General features: G+C 64.0%; 22 protein-coding genes. 6 read left to right on the forward strand and 16 right to left on the reverse strand.

Annotated elements, in window-relative coordinates; all coding sequences use genetic code 11:
• Nucleotides 1-67 precede the first annotated feature (67 nt).
• The 6 genes from MESCI2_RS0103260 to MESCI2_RS0103285 all read left to right on the forward strand — a co-directional run bounded on the left by MESCI2_RS0103260 (nucleotide 68) and on the right by MESCI2_RS0103285 (nucleotide 4895).
• Nucleotides 68-568, forward strand: coding sequence for an Lrp/AsnC family transcriptional regulator (locus tag MESCI2_RS0103260; RefSeq protein WP_027035297.1), 501 nt, complete (start codon nucleotides 68-70; stop codon nucleotides 566-568).
• A complete protein-coding gene (locus MESCI2_RS0103265) occupies nucleotides 565-1728 on the forward strand; it encodes a saccharopine dehydrogenase family protein (protein ID WP_027035298.1) in 1164 nt (387 codons plus the stop codon). Before MESCI2_RS0103260 ends, MESCI2_RS0103265 begins: the two co-directional genes overlap by 4 nt.
• A gap of 109 nt (nucleotides 1729-1837) precedes the next feature.
• Nucleotides 1838-2626, forward strand: coding sequence for an ABC transporter substrate-binding protein (locus MESCI2_RS0103270; RefSeq protein ID WP_027035299.1), 789 nt, complete (start codon nucleotides 1838-1840; stop codon nucleotides 2624-2626).
• A 141-nt stretch (nucleotides 2627-2767) separates the two neighbouring features.
• Nucleotides 2768-3439, forward strand: coding sequence for an amino acid ABC transporter permease (locus tag MESCI2_RS0103275; RefSeq protein WP_027035300.1), 672 nt, complete (start codon nucleotides 2768-2770; stop codon nucleotides 3437-3439).
• Nucleotides 3436-4110: an amino acid ABC transporter permease gene (locus MESCI2_RS0103280; RefSeq protein WP_027035301.1), complete on the forward strand. Its 675-nt coding sequence runs from the start codon at nucleotides 3436-3438 to the stop codon at nucleotides 4108-4110. The genes MESCI2_RS0103275 and MESCI2_RS0103280 overlap by 4 nt, the downstream gene beginning before the upstream one ends.
• Before the next feature lie 26 nt (nucleotides 4111-4136).
• Nucleotides 4137-4895 carry an amino acid ABC transporter ATP-binding protein gene (locus tag MESCI2_RS0103285; RefSeq protein WP_081738577.1) on the forward strand — a complete coding sequence of 253 codons (759 nt, stop codon included), beginning with the start codon at nucleotides 4137-4139 and terminating at the stop codon, nucleotides 4893-4895.
• Between the two features lie 36 nt (nucleotides 4896-4931).
• Here the strand turns inward: MESCI2_RS0103285 and MESCI2_RS01000000134175 are convergent, their stop codons facing one another.
• The 16 genes from MESCI2_RS01000000134175 to MESCI2_RS0103365 all read right to left on the reverse strand — a co-directional run bounded on the left by MESCI2_RS01000000134175 (nucleotide 4932) and on the right by MESCI2_RS0103365 (nucleotide 16958).
• Nucleotides 4932-5255, reverse strand: coding sequence for a type II toxin-antitoxin system RelE/ParE family toxin (locus MESCI2_RS01000000134175; RefSeq protein WP_430981651.1), 324 nt, complete (start codon nucleotides 5253-5255; stop codon nucleotides 4932-4934).
• Nucleotides 5245-5490 (reverse strand): type II toxin-antitoxin system ParD family antitoxin, encoded by a 246-nt coding sequence (locus MESCI2_RS0103295; protein ID WP_027035303.1) that lies wholly within the window; start codon nucleotides 5488-5490, stop codon nucleotides 5245-5247. Before MESCI2_RS0103295 ends, MESCI2_RS01000000134175 begins: the two co-directional genes overlap by 11 nt.
• 85 nt (nucleotides 5491-5575) lie before the next feature.
• Entirely contained in the window at nucleotides 5576-6802 is a 1227-nt protein-coding gene (gene arsK, locus MESCI2_RS0103300) for an arsenite efflux MFS transporter ArsK (protein ID WP_027035304.1), read from the reverse strand.
• The gene (locus MESCI2_RS0103305; RefSeq protein WP_027035305.1) at nucleotides 6795-8222 is read right to left on the reverse strand and encodes an NAD(P)-binding domain-containing protein; all 1428 of its coding nucleotides are present in this window, start codon (nucleotides 8220-8222) and stop codon (nucleotides 6795-6797) included. The genes arsK and MESCI2_RS0103305 overlap by 8 nt, the downstream gene beginning before the upstream one ends.
• A gap of 44 nt (nucleotides 8223-8266) precedes the next feature.
• Nucleotides 8267-8587 carry an ArsR/SmtB family transcription factor gene (locus tag MESCI2_RS0103310; RefSeq protein WP_027035306.1) on the reverse strand — a complete coding sequence of 107 codons (321 nt, stop codon included), beginning with the start codon at nucleotides 8585-8587 and terminating at the stop codon, nucleotides 8267-8269.
• A 63-nt stretch (nucleotides 8588-8650) separates the two neighbouring features.
• Nucleotides 8651-9073, reverse strand: a complete 423-nt coding sequence (arsC, locus tag MESCI2_RS0103315; protein ID WP_027035307.1) for an arsenate reductase (glutaredoxin) — start codon at nucleotides 9071-9073, stop codon at nucleotides 8651-8653.
• The gene (gene arsB, locus MESCI2_RS0103320) at nucleotides 9070-10179 is read right to left on the reverse strand and encodes an ACR3 family arsenite efflux transporter (RefSeq protein WP_027035308.1); all 1110 of its coding nucleotides are present in this window, start codon (nucleotides 10177-10179) and stop codon (nucleotides 9070-9072) included. Before arsB ends, arsC begins: the two co-directional genes overlap by 4 nt.
• A 24-nt stretch (nucleotides 10180-10203) precedes the next feature.
• The gene (locus tag MESCI2_RS0103325) at nucleotides 10204-10536 is read right to left on the reverse strand and encodes an ArsR/SmtB family transcription factor (protein WP_027035309.1); all 333 of its coding nucleotides are present in this window, start codon (nucleotides 10534-10536) and stop codon (nucleotides 10204-10206) included.
• Nucleotides 10537-10606: 70 nt separating this feature from the next.
• Nucleotides 10607-11308: an RES family NAD+ phosphorylase gene (locus MESCI2_RS0103330; RefSeq protein WP_027035310.1), complete on the reverse strand. Its 702-nt coding sequence runs from the start codon at nucleotides 11306-11308 to the stop codon at nucleotides 10607-10609.
• On the reverse strand, nucleotides 11302-11712 hold the full coding sequence (locus MESCI2_RS0103335) for an MbcA/ParS/Xre antitoxin family protein (RefSeq protein WP_027035311.1): 411 nt from the start codon (nucleotides 11710-11712) through the stop codon (nucleotides 11302-11304). Before MESCI2_RS0103335 ends, MESCI2_RS0103330 begins: the two co-directional genes overlap by 7 nt.
• 143 nt (nucleotides 11713-11855) lie before the next feature.
• Nucleotides 11856-13289: an aldehyde dehydrogenase family protein gene (locus MESCI2_RS0103340; protein ID WP_027035312.1), complete on the reverse strand. Its 1434-nt coding sequence runs from the start codon at nucleotides 13287-13289 to the stop codon at nucleotides 11856-11858.
• A gap of 159 nt (nucleotides 13290-13448) precedes the next feature.
• Nucleotides 13449-13832, reverse strand: a complete 384-nt coding sequence (locus MESCI2_RS0103345; RefSeq protein ID WP_027035313.1) for an ACT domain-containing protein — start codon at nucleotides 13830-13832, stop codon at nucleotides 13449-13451.
• 15 nt (nucleotides 13833-13847) lie between these two features.
• Entirely contained in the window at nucleotides 13848-14327 is a 480-nt protein-coding gene (locus MESCI2_RS0103350; protein ID WP_027035314.1) for a GNAT family N-acetyltransferase, read from the reverse strand.
• A 218-nt stretch (nucleotides 14328-14545) separates the two neighbouring features.
• Nucleotides 14546-15286 (reverse strand): SDR family oxidoreductase, encoded by a 741-nt coding sequence (locus MESCI2_RS0103355; RefSeq protein ID WP_027035315.1) that lies wholly within the window; start codon nucleotides 15284-15286, stop codon nucleotides 14546-14548.
• Nucleotides 15287-15347: 61 nt separating this feature from the next.
• Nucleotides 15348-15947 carry a flavodoxin gene (locus tag MESCI2_RS0103360; protein WP_027035316.1) on the reverse strand — a complete coding sequence of 200 codons (600 nt, stop codon included), beginning with the start codon at nucleotides 15945-15947 and terminating at the stop codon, nucleotides 15348-15350.
• Between the two features lie 21 nt (nucleotides 15948-15968).
• Entirely contained in the window at nucleotides 15969-16958 is a 990-nt protein-coding gene (locus MESCI2_RS0103365; RefSeq protein WP_027035317.1) for an aldo/keto reductase, read from the reverse strand.
• Nucleotides 16959-16961 lie beyond the last annotated feature (3 nt).

Genomic DNA, 16961 nt, shown 5'->3' on the forward strand with positions numbered 1-16961 from the left:
ACGTAGCTTGTTTGCACAATGGCAAAAAAATCGCCGAAGTTTTTTCTTTTTGTGAAAGACGGGGACTTTGCGGGAACATCTCGATCTGACCGATCGGCGGCTGGTCAAACAGCTGTCGCAGGATGCACAGCCGGGCATCAACCGCATCGCCGAGATATTGGCGATTTCGGTGCCGACGGTGCGCACGCGGCTGCGCAACCTGCTCGACCGCAATCTGCTCAAGATCGTCGGCCTGCTGAACCTGACCGAGCGCCCCGAGCTGATCTCGGCCATTGTCGGCATCAATGCCCAGGGGCGCGGCCGGGCCCGCGAACTGGCGCAGCGTATTTCCGAACTGCCCTTCGTCAACTCGGCTTCGGTGGTCACCGGGCGCTTCGACATCATCGTCGACGTGACGGTGGCCGGTGACGTCGCCGATCTCTACCGCGTCACCAGCGAACTGATCCCCGGCGCCGGCGAGCCCGGTGAAGTCGTGCGCAGCGAAACCTTCGTCGTCATGGCGTCCTGCAACAAATGGGTCAGCCTGCCGGAAGGCTGCTGGTCGGATGACCGCAAGGAGCCGGCATGAGAATAGCGGTTCTCGGCGGCCTCGGCCTGCAAGGCCGGGCGGCAATCGCCGACCTCGTCGCCAGCGACGGCGTCGAGGAAATCGTCTGCGTCGACACCGCGGCGGATGGTCCGGCCCGGCTTGCCGGCCTGACCGATCTTGCGCGAGTGCGCTTCGTCGTGCCTGAAGGCGCGATCGGCCCGGCACTGGCCACTGTGCTTGACGATGTCGACGCCGCCATCGACCTGTTGCCGCAGCCGCTGATGCGCGAGGCGGTGCAGGCCGCGATCGCCACGCGCACGCCGCTGGTCACCACCAATTACGCCAAGTCGATCGCCGACCTGGCGCCAGCCGCCGAACAGGCCGGCGTTTCGATCATGACCGAATGCGGGCTCGACCCTGGTATCGACCTCGTGCTCTACGCGCGCGCGGCCAGGCAGTTCTCTTCGATTTCTTCGATCGATTCCTATTGCGGCGGCATCCCCGAGCCGAAGGCGATGGCCAAGCCCCTTTGCTACAAGGTGAGCTGGAATTTCGATATGGTCCTGGTCAGCCAGAACCGCGACAGCGTGATGATCGAGGACGGAAAACGCGTCGCGGTGCCGGCCGGTCAGCAGCACGACAATCCGTTCATCCATGAAATCGAGGTTGCGGGCCTCGGCAAGCTCGAAGCCTTCCCCAATGGCGACGCACTGCACTATGTCGAGATGCTGGAGGCAGCCAAGGGGCTGCGCCGCTCCGGTCGCTACACGCTGCGCTGGCCGGGATGGTCGGCCTTCTGGGCGCCGTTGAAGGAGCTCGGTTTCCTCTCCGAAGACAAGGTGCCCGGCACCTCCAACAGCCCCCGCGAATTCCTCGGCCGGCTGCTCGGCCCGCAACTGCAATACGGCCCCGGCGAAAAGGATCTTTGCGTGATGCGCAATGTCTTTTCCGGCCTCGAAGGCGGCCGCGCCAAGACCGTGACGTCGGACCTGATCATCGAGCGCGACCTCGTTTCCGGCCTGTTCGGCATGAGCCTCGGCGTCGGCTATCCCGCAAGCATCGTGGCGCAGATGCTGGCGCGCGGCGAGATCAACAGACCTGGCCTGCTCAACCCGTTGCTGGATGTGCCCGACATCAGGTTCTTCGATGAATTGGCCAAGCGTGGCATCACGGTTTCCGAGACGGTGGCACGGGACTGAGGCGAAAGATTTTCGAACGGTGGCTGCCGCCGGCAACGGCGCTGCCGCTCAAAAAGAGCCCAAGGAGAACCGCGGGCACACATTAACGACAACAGGGAGGAATACCGAAATGAAGATTGCCAGACTTTTCATCGCCGGGCTTGCGCTTGCCGGCCTCACCGCTGCGGCCAGTGCCGGAACGCTCGACGACATCACCAAGCGCGGCGAATTGCGCGTCGCCGTGCAGACCCAGGGACCGCCCTTCTCGCTGGTCGGCGCCAATGGCGAACGCACCGGCAGTTCGGTGGAACTGGCCGAACTGATGGCCAAGGAAATGGGCGTCAAGATCACCTTCCTCGACTTCGACTGGGACGGCCTGATCCCGGCGCTCTTGTCGGGCAAGGCCGACCTTCTGGTCGCCGACATGACACCGACGCTGGCGCGCGGCATGAAGGTCGCCTTCACCACGCCTTACATGTACACCGGCAGCACCGTCTTCACCAAGGCCGACAGCAAGTTCAAGACCACCGAGGACTGCAAGGCCAAGGGCACCAAGATCGCCGTGCTGCTCGGCGCCACCGGCGAGAAGGAAGCCAAAAAAGCCTTCCCCGACGCCGACATCAAAAGCTACAAGGGCGGCGGTCCGCTGCTGCTCGATGCCGTCAACAACGGTCAGGCCGATTGCGGCGTCAACGATGTCTCGGCGGTCAAGGGCCAGTCGACCGCCTATCCGGCCGGCAGCTTCACCATCATGCCGGACCTTCTGTCGAAGGAGCCGCTTGCCTTCGCCACCCGCTATGACGAGCCGGACCTGTTGATCTGGATGAACCTGTTCCTCAACCAGGTCACTATCGATGGCCGCCTGCAGAAGAACCTCGACTACTGGGTCAATTCCGACGCCTGGAAGAAGGATCACTGAGGAATGAAATAGCGAGTAGCGAGTAGCGAATAGGGAGTAGCGAATAGGGAATGGCCGTTCCGGCCATGCTTTTGCTGCTCCCAATTCTCCACTCGCTATTCGCTACTCGCCCTTCCTGCACTCTGGGGATTGCACCCAACGATGCTCGAAAATTTCAGTTTCCGCACCATCGTCGAATACCTGCCGCTGTTCGGACAGGGCCTGATCACGACCGTTTGGCTGTCGGCGCTGTCCTTTGTAGGGGCGCTCATCGTCGGCATCGTGCTGTGCGCCATGAATCTGCAGCGCGGCTGGCTGTTTCGTGTGCCGGCCAAGGCCTATATCGATGCGGTGCGTGCCACGCCCTTGCTGGCGCAGCTCTATTTTCTCTATTTCGGCCTGCCCCGGCTCGGCTTCGTGCTGCCGGAACTCGTCGTCGGCATCCTCGCGCTGTCGCTGAACAGCGGCGCCTATATCGCTGAAATCATTCGCGCCGGCATCCTGTCGATCCCACGTGGCCAGGTCGAAGCCAGCGTCGCGTCGGGCATGACCTATGTCCAGCGCATGCGCCTCGTCGTCCTGCCGCAGGCCTTCAAGGTGACGATCCCGCCGCTGCTCGGCCAGGGGATCGTGCTGGTCAAGGATTCCGCCCTTCTGTCGCTGATCTCGGTTTCCGAACTGACGCGCGCCGGTCAGTTGCTCGCCTCCGACCGCTTCATGCCGGCGGAAGGTTTCCTCACCATCGCCGCCTTCTATCTGCTGCTCTATTACGGACTGAAAGGACTGGCTGGCGTCTCCAGCCGCTGGCTCGGCACGGCGGGGGCGCGGACATGATCTGGCAACAACTGCAAAGCCTCGCCGGCTCCTATCCGCTGGCCCTGCGCGGCCTCGGCATGACCGTGATGCTGTCACTGATCAGCCTGGTGCTCGGCACCCTGCTTGGCTTCGGCCTCGGCATCTTGCGGACCGGCGGCAACCGGCTGATCTCGGGCTTGATCGGGGCCTGGGTCGACCTGATCCGCGGCACGCCGTTCCTGGTGCAGATCTTCCTGATCTTCTTCATCCTGCCGGAGTTCGGCATCGAGCTCGACGCCTTCACCGCCGGCATCATCGCACTGACCAATCTGGCTGCCTGCTTCATCTGCGAAATCGTCGTCGCCGGCATCCGCTCGGTGCCGACCGGCCAGGTCGAGGCGGCACTGGCGTCCGGCCTGTCGCGCTGGCAGCGCATGCGCCAGGTGGTGTTGCCGCAGGCGATGCGCATCGTGCTGCCGCCGCTGGTCGGGCAATATGTGCTGCTGATCAAGGATTCTTCCGTCGTCTCCGCCATCGGGCTGACCGACCTCACCCGCGTCGGCTGGCTGGTGGTGCAGCGTGTGCCCAACGGCCTGCTCGTCTTCTTCCTCGTCGGCGTCGGCTATTTCATCGTCTGCTATCCGCTGATCATGCTGGCCCGCCGGCTGGAGCAGCGCATGGGCGCGGCGCATGGCGAGGTGCAGTTGTGACTTCCAACCCCAAAGGTCCAGAAAACATGACCAAAACGGGCCTCGCCAAAACCGGCATGATCGACTTTCGCGGCGTCAACAAATGGTTCGGCACGCTCAATGTGCTTAAGGACATCACGTTGAGCGTCGAACCCCGCGAGGTGGTCGTCGTCTGCGGCCCGAGCGGTTCCGGCAAGAGCACGCTGATCCGCTGCGTCAATGGCCTTGAGGCGATCAAGGACGGCGACCTCGTTGTCGACGGCCAACGCCTGGGCGACCCCGCCACCAACATGACGCAACTGCGCACCGAGATCGGCTTCGTCTTCCAGTCGTTCAACCTCTACCCGCACAAGACGGCACTCGAAAACGTCACGCTCGCCCCCATCCATGTCCGCAAGATCCCGCGCGCCGAGGCTGAAAAAGCAGGCCGCGAATTGTTGGCCAAGGTTGGCCTCGCCGACAAGGTCAATGCCTATCCCGCACAGCTCTCCGGCGGCCAGCAGCAGCGCGTGGCGATTGCGCGTTGCCTCGGCATGCGTCCCAAGATCATGCTGTTCGACGAGCCGACCTCGGCGCTCGACCCCGAGATGATCTCCGAAGTGCTCGACGTCATGGTGGCGGTCGCCGAGGAAGGCATGACCATGATGGTGGTGACGCACGAGATGGGCTTCGCCCGCAAGGTCGCCCAGCGCGTGGTGTTCATGGACGCCGGCGCCATCGTCGAAAGCGGCACGCCGGAAGAATTCTTCTCGCACCCCAAGACCGACCGCAGCCGCGCTTTTCTGAGCAAGATTCTCAGGCACTGACGGCGCACTGACACTCCGATCAAATCTACGCGCGTCTTAAGTAGCGAGCACACGTCTCCCGTCACAGATGTCGTTCGATGTCCATTCGTTGATGCAGGATGCGGATAACATCCAGGTCGTTTCGGATAGACGGAAGAAAACGAAGTGCTGACCGACTGGGTATTTGAAGTACCCTTCCCGCACATCGGTGCGGCGGCCGGTTTTAACGCCGCGAGCCAGGGCTTCGATCACATCGATCAAACCGTGGTGGTACCGATCCGCTTGTTCCAGCGACCAGTGTTTGAACGTGTAGAGCCAGATATCTTCCAGGTCAGCTTCAGCCAGCGGCGAGAGCCGATACTGGCGGCTCTCATCTGGCATGCTTGGCCCGCATCTTGCTCAGGAATGCGGTGTTGTCGAAGGCTAGGGGCGCGCCAGATTCCTCGCCGGCGATGAGGGCGTTTTGCAAGGCACGGACCTTGGCCTCATGCTCTTCGAGCAACCGCAGGCCCGCACGCACGACATCACTTGCCGAACCGTAACGGCCTGTCTGAACCTGCGTATCGATGAAACCGGCGAAATGGTCGCCAAGGGAAATAGAGGTGTTTCGGGGCATGAGCTTCGTCCCAACGTGATGATACACGGTATACCAAAAATTGGTATACGTCCACAATTCTGGCCGGAGAAGGCCAGGTGCCAAGTCATGCGGGATGGGTCACAAACGCTGCCACCCGGCCACGCCCCCTCAGCAGCACGATGGCAAGAAAGGCGATCACGCCGCTCGCGGCGACGACGACCAGCACCCACAGGGAACTGGCGACGGATGTCCGCGCCATCATGAAGGCGAGCGCGAATGGCGCGAAGGCCGAGGTGAACTGACGGGCAGCACTTGCCCATCCGAGCCGCGCACCATAGCCTTCGCGACCGAAGAGTTCGAGCGGCAAGGTGCCGCCGACGATGCTGGTGAGGCCTGAACCGAGGCCAAATAGCAATACGAACAGGAAAGCGCCGGGCAGCCATGGCGTCGTCAGGAGCAGTGCGCACAGCCCGGCTGTGACCAGCAAAGCTGCAATGACGGCGAGGTGCGTCTGCTGCAGGCGGCCGCCAAACAGCATGTTGATCAACCGGCTGGCGACCTGCGCCGGCCCGAACAGGGTCGAGACGAAGAGGCCGGCGGTGCCCAGCCCAAGGGCCGCCGTCAGCGGCACCATGTGGATGAGGATCGCCGACAGCACGAAGCCCTCGGTGGCGAACCCCGCCAGCATGAGCAGGAATGCGGCCCGGCCGCGCCGCGGATCGAGCGGCGCGCCCGCTTCCGGGGCCGGCCCGCGCTGTTGGCTCGCGGCCGTGGCGTGGCGGCGCGACAGGCGCATCAGCCACGCGTGGATCGGCAGGCAGAGCCCGAGATTGAGAGCGGCGAACAAAAGGTAGACCTCGCGCCATGTCAGCTGCGCATGCAGCGCCGAGGTCAGCGGCCAGAACAGGGTCGAGGCGAACCCCGCGATCAGCGTCAGATGGGTGATGCTGCGTTGCGGTCGGGGAACTCCGATCTGCACGATCGCCACGAAGGCGGCGCTGTAGAGGACGAAGCTGGAGGCCAGCTCCATTGCCAGCAAGGCCAGGACGAAGGTCACGCGGCCGGGCGCGACGGCGCACAGCGCCAGCGCCATGGCTGCGGCCACCGAGCCGACCGTCATGATGCGGCCGGCGCCGAAACGGTCGGCCCACCGCCCGGCAGTCGGTGCGAACAGGCTGCCGGCAAACAGCGAGGCCGACAGCGCGCCGAATACCCAGCCTTCCGTGAGCCCGAACTCCCCGGCCATTGCCGGCGCGAGGATCGAGAAGCTGTAATAGAGCGTGCCGTAGCCGATGATCTGGGTCAGCCCAAGCGCCCAGATCGCCTTGCGCAGGACGGATCGGTCAGGCATCGACGCCGGCCGCCATATTCTCTCGCGTCTCGGTGGCCGGCGCGGTTGCGCAGCCGCAACCCGATGCGCCGGTTGCCTTGGCGTCCGCATCCCTGACGCAGCAGGCATCGACAGCGGCGGGCGCGGGCCCGCCACAGCAGCCGGCGCTTGCCGATACCGTCACGACACCGACGGCGCTGCACACGCCGGTCTCCGGCAGCACCAGCCGCACCTCGCGGGCCGCGGCATGGTCTCCGGCAATATCGGCCACCACCGAGCGGACTTGCTCGTAGCCGGTCGCCATCAGGAAGGTCGGGGCACGGCCGTAGGATTTCGAGCCGACGATGGTGAAACCGGGTTCGGGATGCGCGAGTTCCGCAATGCCATGCGCGGGAACCGTGCCGCATGAGTGGAAGTTTGGATCGATCAGTGGCGCCAGTGCCGGCGGCGCTTCGACGGCGGGATCGAGCGCGATGCGGATTTCGCGCAGGAACGACAGGTCTGGCCTGAAGCCGGTGGTGACGACGATGCGGTCGACGGCCAGGTTGAACGGTTTGCCGGCCAGGCTGGCATCAACAACGAGGCCCTCGCCTTGTCTCTCGACGCCGTTAACGGCGAAAGGCGCCAGCATGTTCAGCCTGCCATCCGTCATCGCCTGCCTGGCGGCCAACCCAAGCGCGCCGCGTTCCGGCAACTGGTCGTTCAGCCCGCCGCCGAGCAATCTCTCGATGCTGGCGTGGCGCAGCGCCCAGAAGATCTCGGTGCCCGGCGCCGCGTCCTGCAACTCCATCAGCGCCAGCGCGACGTTGATGGCCGAGTGCCCGCCGCCGATGACCAGGACGCGCTTGCCCGCATAGTCTTCTCTTGCCTTGCCGACCACGTCGGGAATGCCATAGGCGATGCGTGTCGACGCCGCGCCTTCGCCGGCAACCGGCAGCCCGTCGACGCCGATCGGATTTGGCCGCCACCATGTTCCGGACGCGTCGATGACGGCGCGCGCGAGAACGCGGTGTTCGCCGCCGGCATCGCGATAGCGGATGACGAAGGGCGCGCCCTTGCGGCCATCATTGGCGACCTTGTCGTGTCCCTGACGGGTGATCGCGGTGACCTCGGCGCCAAGCTTCAAATTGGCGGCGATAGCGGGAAGCCGGCCAAGCGGCGCCAGATAATCGCTCACGATCTCTGCGCCGGTCGGCAGGCCCTGGCTGTCCGGCGCCGTCCAGCCGGAACGGTCGAGCAGCGCCCGCGCCGCTGCGTCGATGTTGTATTCCCACGGCGAGAACACCCGCACATGGCCCCATTCGAGCAGCGCGGCGCCTACGCTTTCGCCGCGTTCCAGGACGAGCGGAGCGATGCCGCGTTCGACCAGATGCGCCGCGGCTGCCAGCCCGACCGGGCCGGCGCCGATCACCGCGACGGGAAGGTTTGCCATCATGTCCATAGGTTCGATCCTTCCGGTATGTTCGAATTACAAGCGCAAAAAAATCAGGCCAGCGCTTTGCCGACGGCGGGCGCACAAATGGCGTCGGCGCAGCACTCGTCGGCGAGATAACCGATCAGCGCATTCATGCCGGGATAGTTGGCGCGGCAGATCAGTGTCGTTGCCTGCCGCTCCTGCGTGACAAGCCCGGTGTCGACCAGGCGTTTGAGGTGATGCGACAGCGTCGATGACGGAATGTCGAGCTTGCCCTGGACGCTGCCGACGGCAAGCCCGTCGTCACCGGCGCGCACCAGGACGCGATAAAGCTGAAGCCGCGTCGGATTGCCAAGCGCTTCAAGCTGGGCGGCTGCTTTTTCGAGTTTCATGGAAATAAGCTACGCGACACTTTTCGCGCCGTCAATTCAATTTCGAAAATTATGGAAATAGCATCAGCCGGCGCGTCTGTCTGGGGTGTAAATGACCACCTCACCATCCTCCTTGGTGAACGCGCCGATCTCCGGGTTGGGCAGGATGTCCAGCACCTTTTCCGATGGCCGCGCAAGGACGACGCCGAGCGGGCTGACCACGATCGGCCGGTTGATCAGGATCGGATGCGCCAGCATGAAATCGAGGATCTGCTCGCCGGTCCATTTCGGATCGGCAAGGCCGAGTTCGGCATAGGGCGTGCCCTTTTCACGCAGCAGGTCGCGCGGCATCATCCCCATCGCCGCGATCAGTTCGACCAACCTTTGGCGCGACGGCGGCGTCTTCAGATATTTGATCACCTCCGGCTCTTCGCCGGACTGTCGGATGATGGCCAGCGTGTTGCGCGAGGTGCCGCAATCGGGGTTGTGGTAGATGGTGACGGTCATTGCGCGGCCCTTTCGCTGGACATGGTGTTGCGGACGGCACCGCCCTCTTCGTACCAGCCCTTGCTGCGGTTCACGATCCACACCACCGACAGCATGACCGGAACCTCGATGAGCACCCCGACCACGGTGGCAAGGGCCGCGCCCGAATTCAGCCCGAACAGCGCGATCGCGGCGGCCACCGCCAGCTCGAAGAAGTTCGACGCGCCGATCAGCGCCGATGGGCCTGCCACACAGTGCCGCTCGCCGCTGAGACGGTTGAGCAGATAGGCAAGACCGGAGTTGAAATAGACCTGGATCAGGATCGGCAACGCCAGCAGCACGATCACCAGCGGCTGTGCGATGATCTGCTCGCCCTGGAAGCCGAACAGCAACACCAGCGTCGCCAGCAAGGCAATCAGCGACAAGGGCTGCAGCGTGGCAAGCAGGGCATCGAGCCCGGCCTGCCCCCTCGCTGCCAGCAGCCGGCCACGAACCAGCTGCGCGACGATCACCGGCGCGACGATGTAGAGTGCGACCGACAGCATCAGCGTGCCCCATGGCACGGTGATCGCCGACAGGCCGAGCAGCAGGCCGACGATGGGCGCGAAAGCGACGATCATGATCGCGTCGTTGAGCGCCACCTGCGACAGCGTGAAATTCGGCTCGCCACGCGTCAGGTTCGACCAGACGAAAACCATCGCCGTGCACGGTGCCGCGGCAAGGATGATCAGCCCGGCAATGTAGGAATCGATCTGCGCGGCCGGCAGCCACGGCCGGAACAGCCAGCCGACGAAGAGCCAGCCCAGCAGCGCCATCGAGAACGGCTTCACCGCCCAGTTGATGAACAGCGTCACGCCGATGCCGCGCCAATAAGTGCCGACCCTGGCCAGCGAGGCGAAATCGACGCGCAAGAGCATCGGCACGATCATCAGCCAGATCAGCACGGCGACGGGAATATTGACCCTGGCGATCTCGGCCGACGCGATGGCGCCGAACACGCCTGGCAGCAGATGGCCAAGCGCGATGCCCGTGACGATGCACAGTGCCACCCACACCGTCAGATATTTCTCGACGAAGCCGATGCCGGGCCGCGTCGCCTCGCCCGCGTTCAGAGCGTGATCGGTCATGATGGTTTTCCAGTCATCGCTGCCTCAGCAGTCACAGGTCACGGCATTGATGACCGGACGGCAGAGCTCCGGCGCGCCGTTGCAGCAATCTTCCATCAGATACGCCAGCAGGTCGCGCAAGCCGGTCATGTCGGCGACGTAGCGCACGATCCTTCCCTCGCGTTCGGGGCGAACCAGCCCGGCATGGGCGAGCACCTTCAGATGCGCCGACATGGTGTTCTGGACCGTGTCGAGCCTCGTTGCGATCTCGCCCGCCGGAATGCCTTCCGGGCCGGCACGCACGAGCAGCCGGAAGACATCCAGCCGCGTCTCCTGGCCAAGTGCGGCCAGCGCGTTCAAAGTGTCCTTCTTATCCATATATCTGAATCCTTGGATTTATGGATACCTGCGTATCGACTTCCCCGCCATCTGTAAAGCCTTTCCGCCGCTATGATGTGACGGCCAGCACCTTTCCCGTATCGTGCTGGCGCACGAAGTCCACACGGGCGCCGTCCCAGTGGTAGCTGTAGTGGCGACCCTGCACTGGAATGGTAATGACATCGGGCCAGAAGATGCCGATGCAGCCGCCGCCCGGCATGCGCACGCTGTTCCACACCAGCCCGTCGCTGCCTGCTGCCCGCAGCGCCCGCCCTTCCGCCTGCGAGGCGGAATAGTCGTCCGGGTCGAGCACGCCGGGCACGGCGTTGACATCATCGAGGTCGCGGTCGACGCCGCCGATCAGCACACGAAAGTCAGCCGTCCAGCCCGGCCCCTCGTTGGTGGCACGCATGAATTTCTGATGGTGGTGGATGGTCTCGGCGAGCGCGACGTCCTCGCTGTCGCCGGCATAGTAGATGCCGTAGCTGCCATCCGAGAAGCGGCCTGGCCGCAGCGTCGAACAGTGCACGAAAGGCGCCATCACGAAGCTGGCGCCGGGGCCGGAAATCCGCCTTGCGGCAGCCACCTTGCCGAGGTCGCCGATCTCGAACCTTATGCGCGGGTTGGTCTTCGCCTCGACCGAGGCCAGCGCCTCCCAGTCGCGCGGATCGGCAATGTCCTCGAACAGGTCGATCGGCGGGTGGATAGAGCGGATGATGCGGAAGGTCTGGTGCCAATGGACGCGGCGCCGGACCGCAAGCCCACTCACCATGCACCACGCTCCGCATCGAGCCATTCGCGCATCGCCGAGAGATCGGAGATTTCGCCGCGCAACATCAGGTCGAGCGCCGACTGGCCGCCGAAGGTGGCATTGGGCTTGCGGATCCAGGCGTAGCCGCGCGCCGGCTCCGTGAACAGATAGCGCAGGCCCTTGTGGATGCCCATCAGATGCGCCATGCGGGTGCGCAGGTCACGGTCGATCCTGCCGACGCCACCTTCCTTCCAGCGCGCCCAGGTCCGGGCCGATATGCCGCCGAGCAGGATGCAGGCCTCCAGGTCAGTGAGGTTCCAGGCCTTGAACAGATTGACCGTGGTGCGCGCCAGAGCGCCCGCTTCTTCATCCGAGATAGCGGCTCCGAACGTGGCCGGCGTGGTGATTATGGACTGAAGCTGCATTACGCTCGCCTTGCTGATTGGCAGATATATAGCATGAGTTTGCCAATTGGCAAGAGTGCGGGAAGTGGCAAAGCTTGGCTGCAAATGAAAAGGGCGCGACCCACACCGCAGGGCGCGCCCTTCATTGCATCACTGTGATGTGCCTATTCCGCCGCCTCATAGCCCGCGATGCCTTTGATCTCGAGGAAATCCTCGAGCCCGTATTCGGCATATTCGCGGCCATTGCCCGACTGCTTGTAGCCACCGAACGGCAGGCCGGCGTCCCACTGGGGATAGTTGATGTAGACATTGCCGGTGCGCATGCGCGCCGCGACTTCGCGCGCCTTCTTCATGTCCTTGGCCTGGATATAGGAAGCGAGACCATAGACGGTGTCGTTGGCGGTCTCGACCACCTCGTCGACGCTGTCGTAGGGCATGATCGCCAGCACCGGCCCAAAGATCTCCTCGCGCGCGATGCGCATGTCGTGGGTGACGTCGGCGAACACCGTCGGCCTGACATAATAGCCGCGGTTGAGTTCGGCCGGACGGCCGGGGCCGCCGGCAACCAGCGTCGCACCCTCGTCGATGCCTGCCTGGATCAGGTCCTGGATCTTGTCGAACTGGACCTGGCTGACGACCGGGCCGAGCTTGGTGCCGGCTGCGTCGGCGGGGCCGACGGTGAACTTTTCCGCGGCCGCCTTGGCATAGCCGGCCGCCTCGTCATGGCGGTCGCGCGGCACGAACATGCGCGTCGGTGCGTTGCAGGACTGGCCACTGTTGCTGAAGCAGCCGGCGACGCCCTTGCTGACGGCGCTTGCGAGGTCGACATCCCCGAACAGGATGTTGGCAGACTTGCCGCCAAGCTCCTGGTGCACGCGCTTGACGGTGTCGGCGGCGGCCTTGGCCACCAGGATGCCGGCACGGGTTGAACCGGTGAACGACATCATGTCGATGTCGGGATGGCTGGACAGCGCCTGGCCAACGCCCGGTCCGTCGCCATTGACGAGGTTGAAGACGCCCTTCGGCACGCCGGCCTCGACGAGGATTTCGGCGAAGATGATGGCGTCGAGCGGCGCGATCTCGGAGGGCTTCAGCACCATGGTGCAGCCAGCAGCAAGCGCCGGACCGACCTTGCAGGTGATTTGGTTGAGCGGCCAGTTCCACGGCGTGATCAGCCCGACGACGCCGATCGGCTCCTTGACCACGAGATGGTTGCCCTTGACGTGGCGGAATTCGAAACTCTTCAGCACGTCGGCCATCTTCTGCAGATGCGCAAGACCGATGCCGACCTGGCTGTCCAACGCCATCTGGCGCGGCGCACCCATTTCGCGCGACACAGCGACGGCAAGATCGGCGCTGCGCTTCTTGTAGACCGCAATGATGCGGTTCAACAGGTCGAGCCGCTCACCAACCTCGGTGAAACCAAAGCTGTTGAAGGCGCGCTTGGCGGCAGCCACCGCCTTGTCGACATCGGCTTTGGAGCCGAGCGAAATCTGCGCAAAGGCGTCCTCATTCGAGGGATCGATAACGTCCAATGTGTTGGGCACAACAGGATCGACCCACGCGCCATCGATATAGAACTGCAGATTGTGTGACATGGTTTTCTCCTTGGCCGCATGGTCGCGCCGGGCCGTCATATCTGGCTGGAGATAACGATGCACAAACGCCGCTGTCAAACGCAACCCCCGAAGTGGTTGAGCCAGTGCGACAGTGATTGAGCCAGAGCAGTGGGCCAGCGAGTGCTTGGTGAGGATGGTCTACAGCAAGATATGCCCGGCCTCGACCAGAAACCGCCTCGCCGCGGCCTGATCCGTCGCTTTCACCAACAGATGGTCGCCATCGAAAGTGGACACCACGAAGATGCCCAACCCGTTCTCCGACAACGGCCTGATGACCGACAGCACGATACCGGTTTCGTCGAAGGCAAACGGCCCCTGGAGCTTGAGGGCAACCCAGGCGCCGTCGTGCCTGACACTATCCGGCACACGATCCTGCAGGCAAACGATCGAAAGCTCGTCGTCGGTCCTTGTGATGCTAACGAAGCCTGGCCCGTCCGCCCAACCGGGAATGGTCTCGCCCGCCGCCAGCCGGGAAACCGCGTAAAACCCTGAGAGTTGCTTAAGCCTGACCCTGGCAGCCATTATCGAACTCCTTCCTCAGATCGCCGGTGATCCCGCGAGCTTCTTGGTCATATAGACCGTCATACCGTTCATGAACGGCTCTTCCCGGTCCACGATATAGCCCTGCCTCTTGTAGAGCGACACATTCGCCTCGAAGGCGCCATTGGTCAGCAGGCGAAGCTCGGCACGTCCTGCTTCGATCGCCTTGCGCTCGGCCAGCTCCAGCAGCAGCCGGCCGATCCCCCTGCCCTGCGCCTGCGGTGCGACGCAGACATTCTCGATCCAGAGATGATCGTCGGCCAGCATGGTTTCGATCATCCCGACAATGCCGCCATCCTCGACGGCGAGATCGAACGGATGCTCGGCAACAGCCTTGTCATAGTCGGCGCGCATAGGCAGCGGCTCGCGGCCGATCACCGGCACCCATTTGGCATAGGCGGCGCGAACGATATCCCGGATGGCGGCGGCGTCAGCGGGCTCGGCCGGCCGAAGCCGGATGGAAGAATTGTTGGTCATCAAAGTGCTCCAGGCATGAAAAACCCCGCCGGCGGTTTCGCGGGCGGGGCTGGAAACGAAAGAACCGGGTCTATCCTGCCGGTCTTTGTCGTCGCGCAATCAGCTTGCCGCTCCGCATGGTGCAGGGGCGGCGTCGCTTGGTGATGGCTGGCGCAAAGGCAAACATGGCGCCAAGCTGGAGCAGGAAGTACGGCGCGTCAAGGCACCTATAACGGCTTCTAGTATTCCTGCGCCGTCGGCCTGAACAGTATCTCGTTGATGTCGACCTCGTCGGGCTGGCTCATGGCGAACACCACCGTCCTGGCAAAGGAATCGGCGGGAATGGCCACTCGGTCGTAGAGCGCCCGCACGCCTTCGGCGACATCGGCTTCGGTGACGCTGTCCGGCAGCTCGGTCGCCAACGCGCCGGGCGAGATGATGGTGGTCCGGATGTTGTAGGGTTTTACTTCCTGGCGCAGTCCTTCCGAGATGACACGCACCGCGTGCTTGGTGGCGGCATAGACCGCTCCGCCCGGCCCGACCTTGTGGCCGGCGACCGACGACACGTTGATGATGTGGCCGCTTTTCTGCGTCTTCATGTGCGGCAGTGCCGCGGCAATGCCGTAGAGCACGCCCTTGATGTTGACGTCGATCATCCGGTCCCAGTCCTCGACCTTGCCCCGCTCCAGCGGCGAGTGCGGCATCAGGCCGGCATTGTTGATGACGACGTCGACGCGGCCGTGCGTCTTGACCGCATGGTCGACCAGACGCCGGACCTGGCCGACATCGGTCACGTCGGTGCCCAGGATGGAGTCCTTGCCAAGCGACAACTCGCCGGCGAGCGCCTGCAGCCGGTCGAGGCGTCGCGCGCCCAGCACCAGCTTTGCGCCCTCCTTCGCCAGAAGCCGCGCCGCGGCCTCGCCCAACCCGCTGCTGGCGCCGGTGATGACGACGACCTTGCCCTTGATGTTCTCGGTCATGATGATGTCCTTTCTGATTTTAGGCTTCGCTGCCCATGGCCTGGGCGTTCGAATTGGCGGCTCAGCCGGGCATTTTGATCTTGCCCAGCCAGCCTGTGACCTCTTCAAGCGTCTCGCGCTCCTGGTCGCACTGCTTGGAAAAACCTTCGAGGAGCCGCGCCGCTGGTGCATGGTCGGCGAGAACCTTCAGGCTTTGCCCAAGGCCATAGCCGCCATGGGTGATGAACGGCACCACTGTCTTGCCGGACAGATCGTGTTTCGCCAGGAAGGAGCGGATCACCGAAGGCGCGGTCATGCCCCAGATCGGAAATCCGAGGAACACCGTCTCGTAGGCCTTGATGTCGGGCACGGTACCAGCGAGCGGTGGTTCGAACCCGGACTCCCGCTGCTGCTCCGCCACCGCAACCTGCAGCTTGTAGTCTTCCGGGTAGGGATCGACGGTCGCGATCTCGAAAATATCCGCTCCCAGAGCCCTGCTGATCTGGCGCGCGATGACACGCGTGTTGCCGGTGCGGGTGTAGTAAGCCACCAGCACCTTGGCGCCGCCCGCCTGCTGCCGCGCGTACGACGCGCCGGCGGGCAGGCTTGAGCCGGCACCGGCACCCAGTGGCAATGCAAGCATGGTCATAAGTGCACCCCGTCTTGAGACCGGTTGGCTCATCGCGCTCTCCTACGCTTGGCTTTAGCGATCGATCCTTGCTTCCTGTTGCGGAGAATAGCGCTCGCCCTGCACGGCAATCGCCGAGACCGCGTTCTCGATGTCGGCAAGATCGTCCGCCGTGAGCGCAACGGTGGACGATGCGATGTTCTCCTCGAGGCGATTGAGCTTGGTGGTGCCGGGGATCGGAACGATCCAGGGCTTCTGCGCCAGCAACCAGGCGAGCGCGACCTGTGCTGGTGTCGCCTTCTTCTGGGCCGCGATCACGCCGATCGCGTCGACCAGCGCCTGGTTGGCCTTGCGGGCGTCTTCCGCAAAACGCGGCACGGTGTTGCGGAAGTCGCTGCTGTCGAATGTCGTGCTGGCATCGATGGCGCCGGTGAGGAACCCCTTGCCCAGCGGGCTGAAGGGCACGAAGCCGATCCCCAGCTCTTCAAGCACCGGCAGGATCGCCTCTTCCGGTTCACGCCACCAGAGCGAATATTCGCTCTGGACCGCGGCGACCGGCTGCACCGCATGCGCGCGACGGATCGTGCGCACGCCCGCCTCGGAGAGGCCGAAATGCTTTACCTTGCCTTGGCTGATCAAGTCCTTCACAGCGCCCGCCACCTCTTCGATGGGCACGACGGGATCGACGCGGTGCTGGTAGAGAAGGTCGATGCGATCGGTCCTCAGCCGCTTGAGCGAGGCCTCGACGACGTCGCGAATATGCTCCGGCCGGCTGTCCATGCCATCGTGTCCGGCCGTACCGGCGATGTCGATGCCGAACTTGGTGGCGATCACCACCTGGTCGCGGATCGGCTGCAGCGCCTCGCCGACGACCTCCTCGTTCGTGAACGGTCCATAGACCTCCGCGGTGTCGAAGAAGGTGATGCCACGTTCGAACGCCGCCCTGATCAGGTGGACCGCATCCGCCGTCTCCATCGGCTGCCCGTATGACTGGCTCATTCCCATGCAGCCCAGTCCGATGGCCGAAACGTCGAGACCGCTGTTTCCAAGTGTGCGCTTCTGCATTGT

This window comes from Mesorhizobium ciceri WSM4083 (assembly GCF_000519305.1).
GTDB classification, from domain to species: Bacteria; Pseudomonadota; Alphaproteobacteria; order Rhizobiales; family Rhizobiaceae; genus Mesorhizobium; species Mesorhizobium ciceri_B.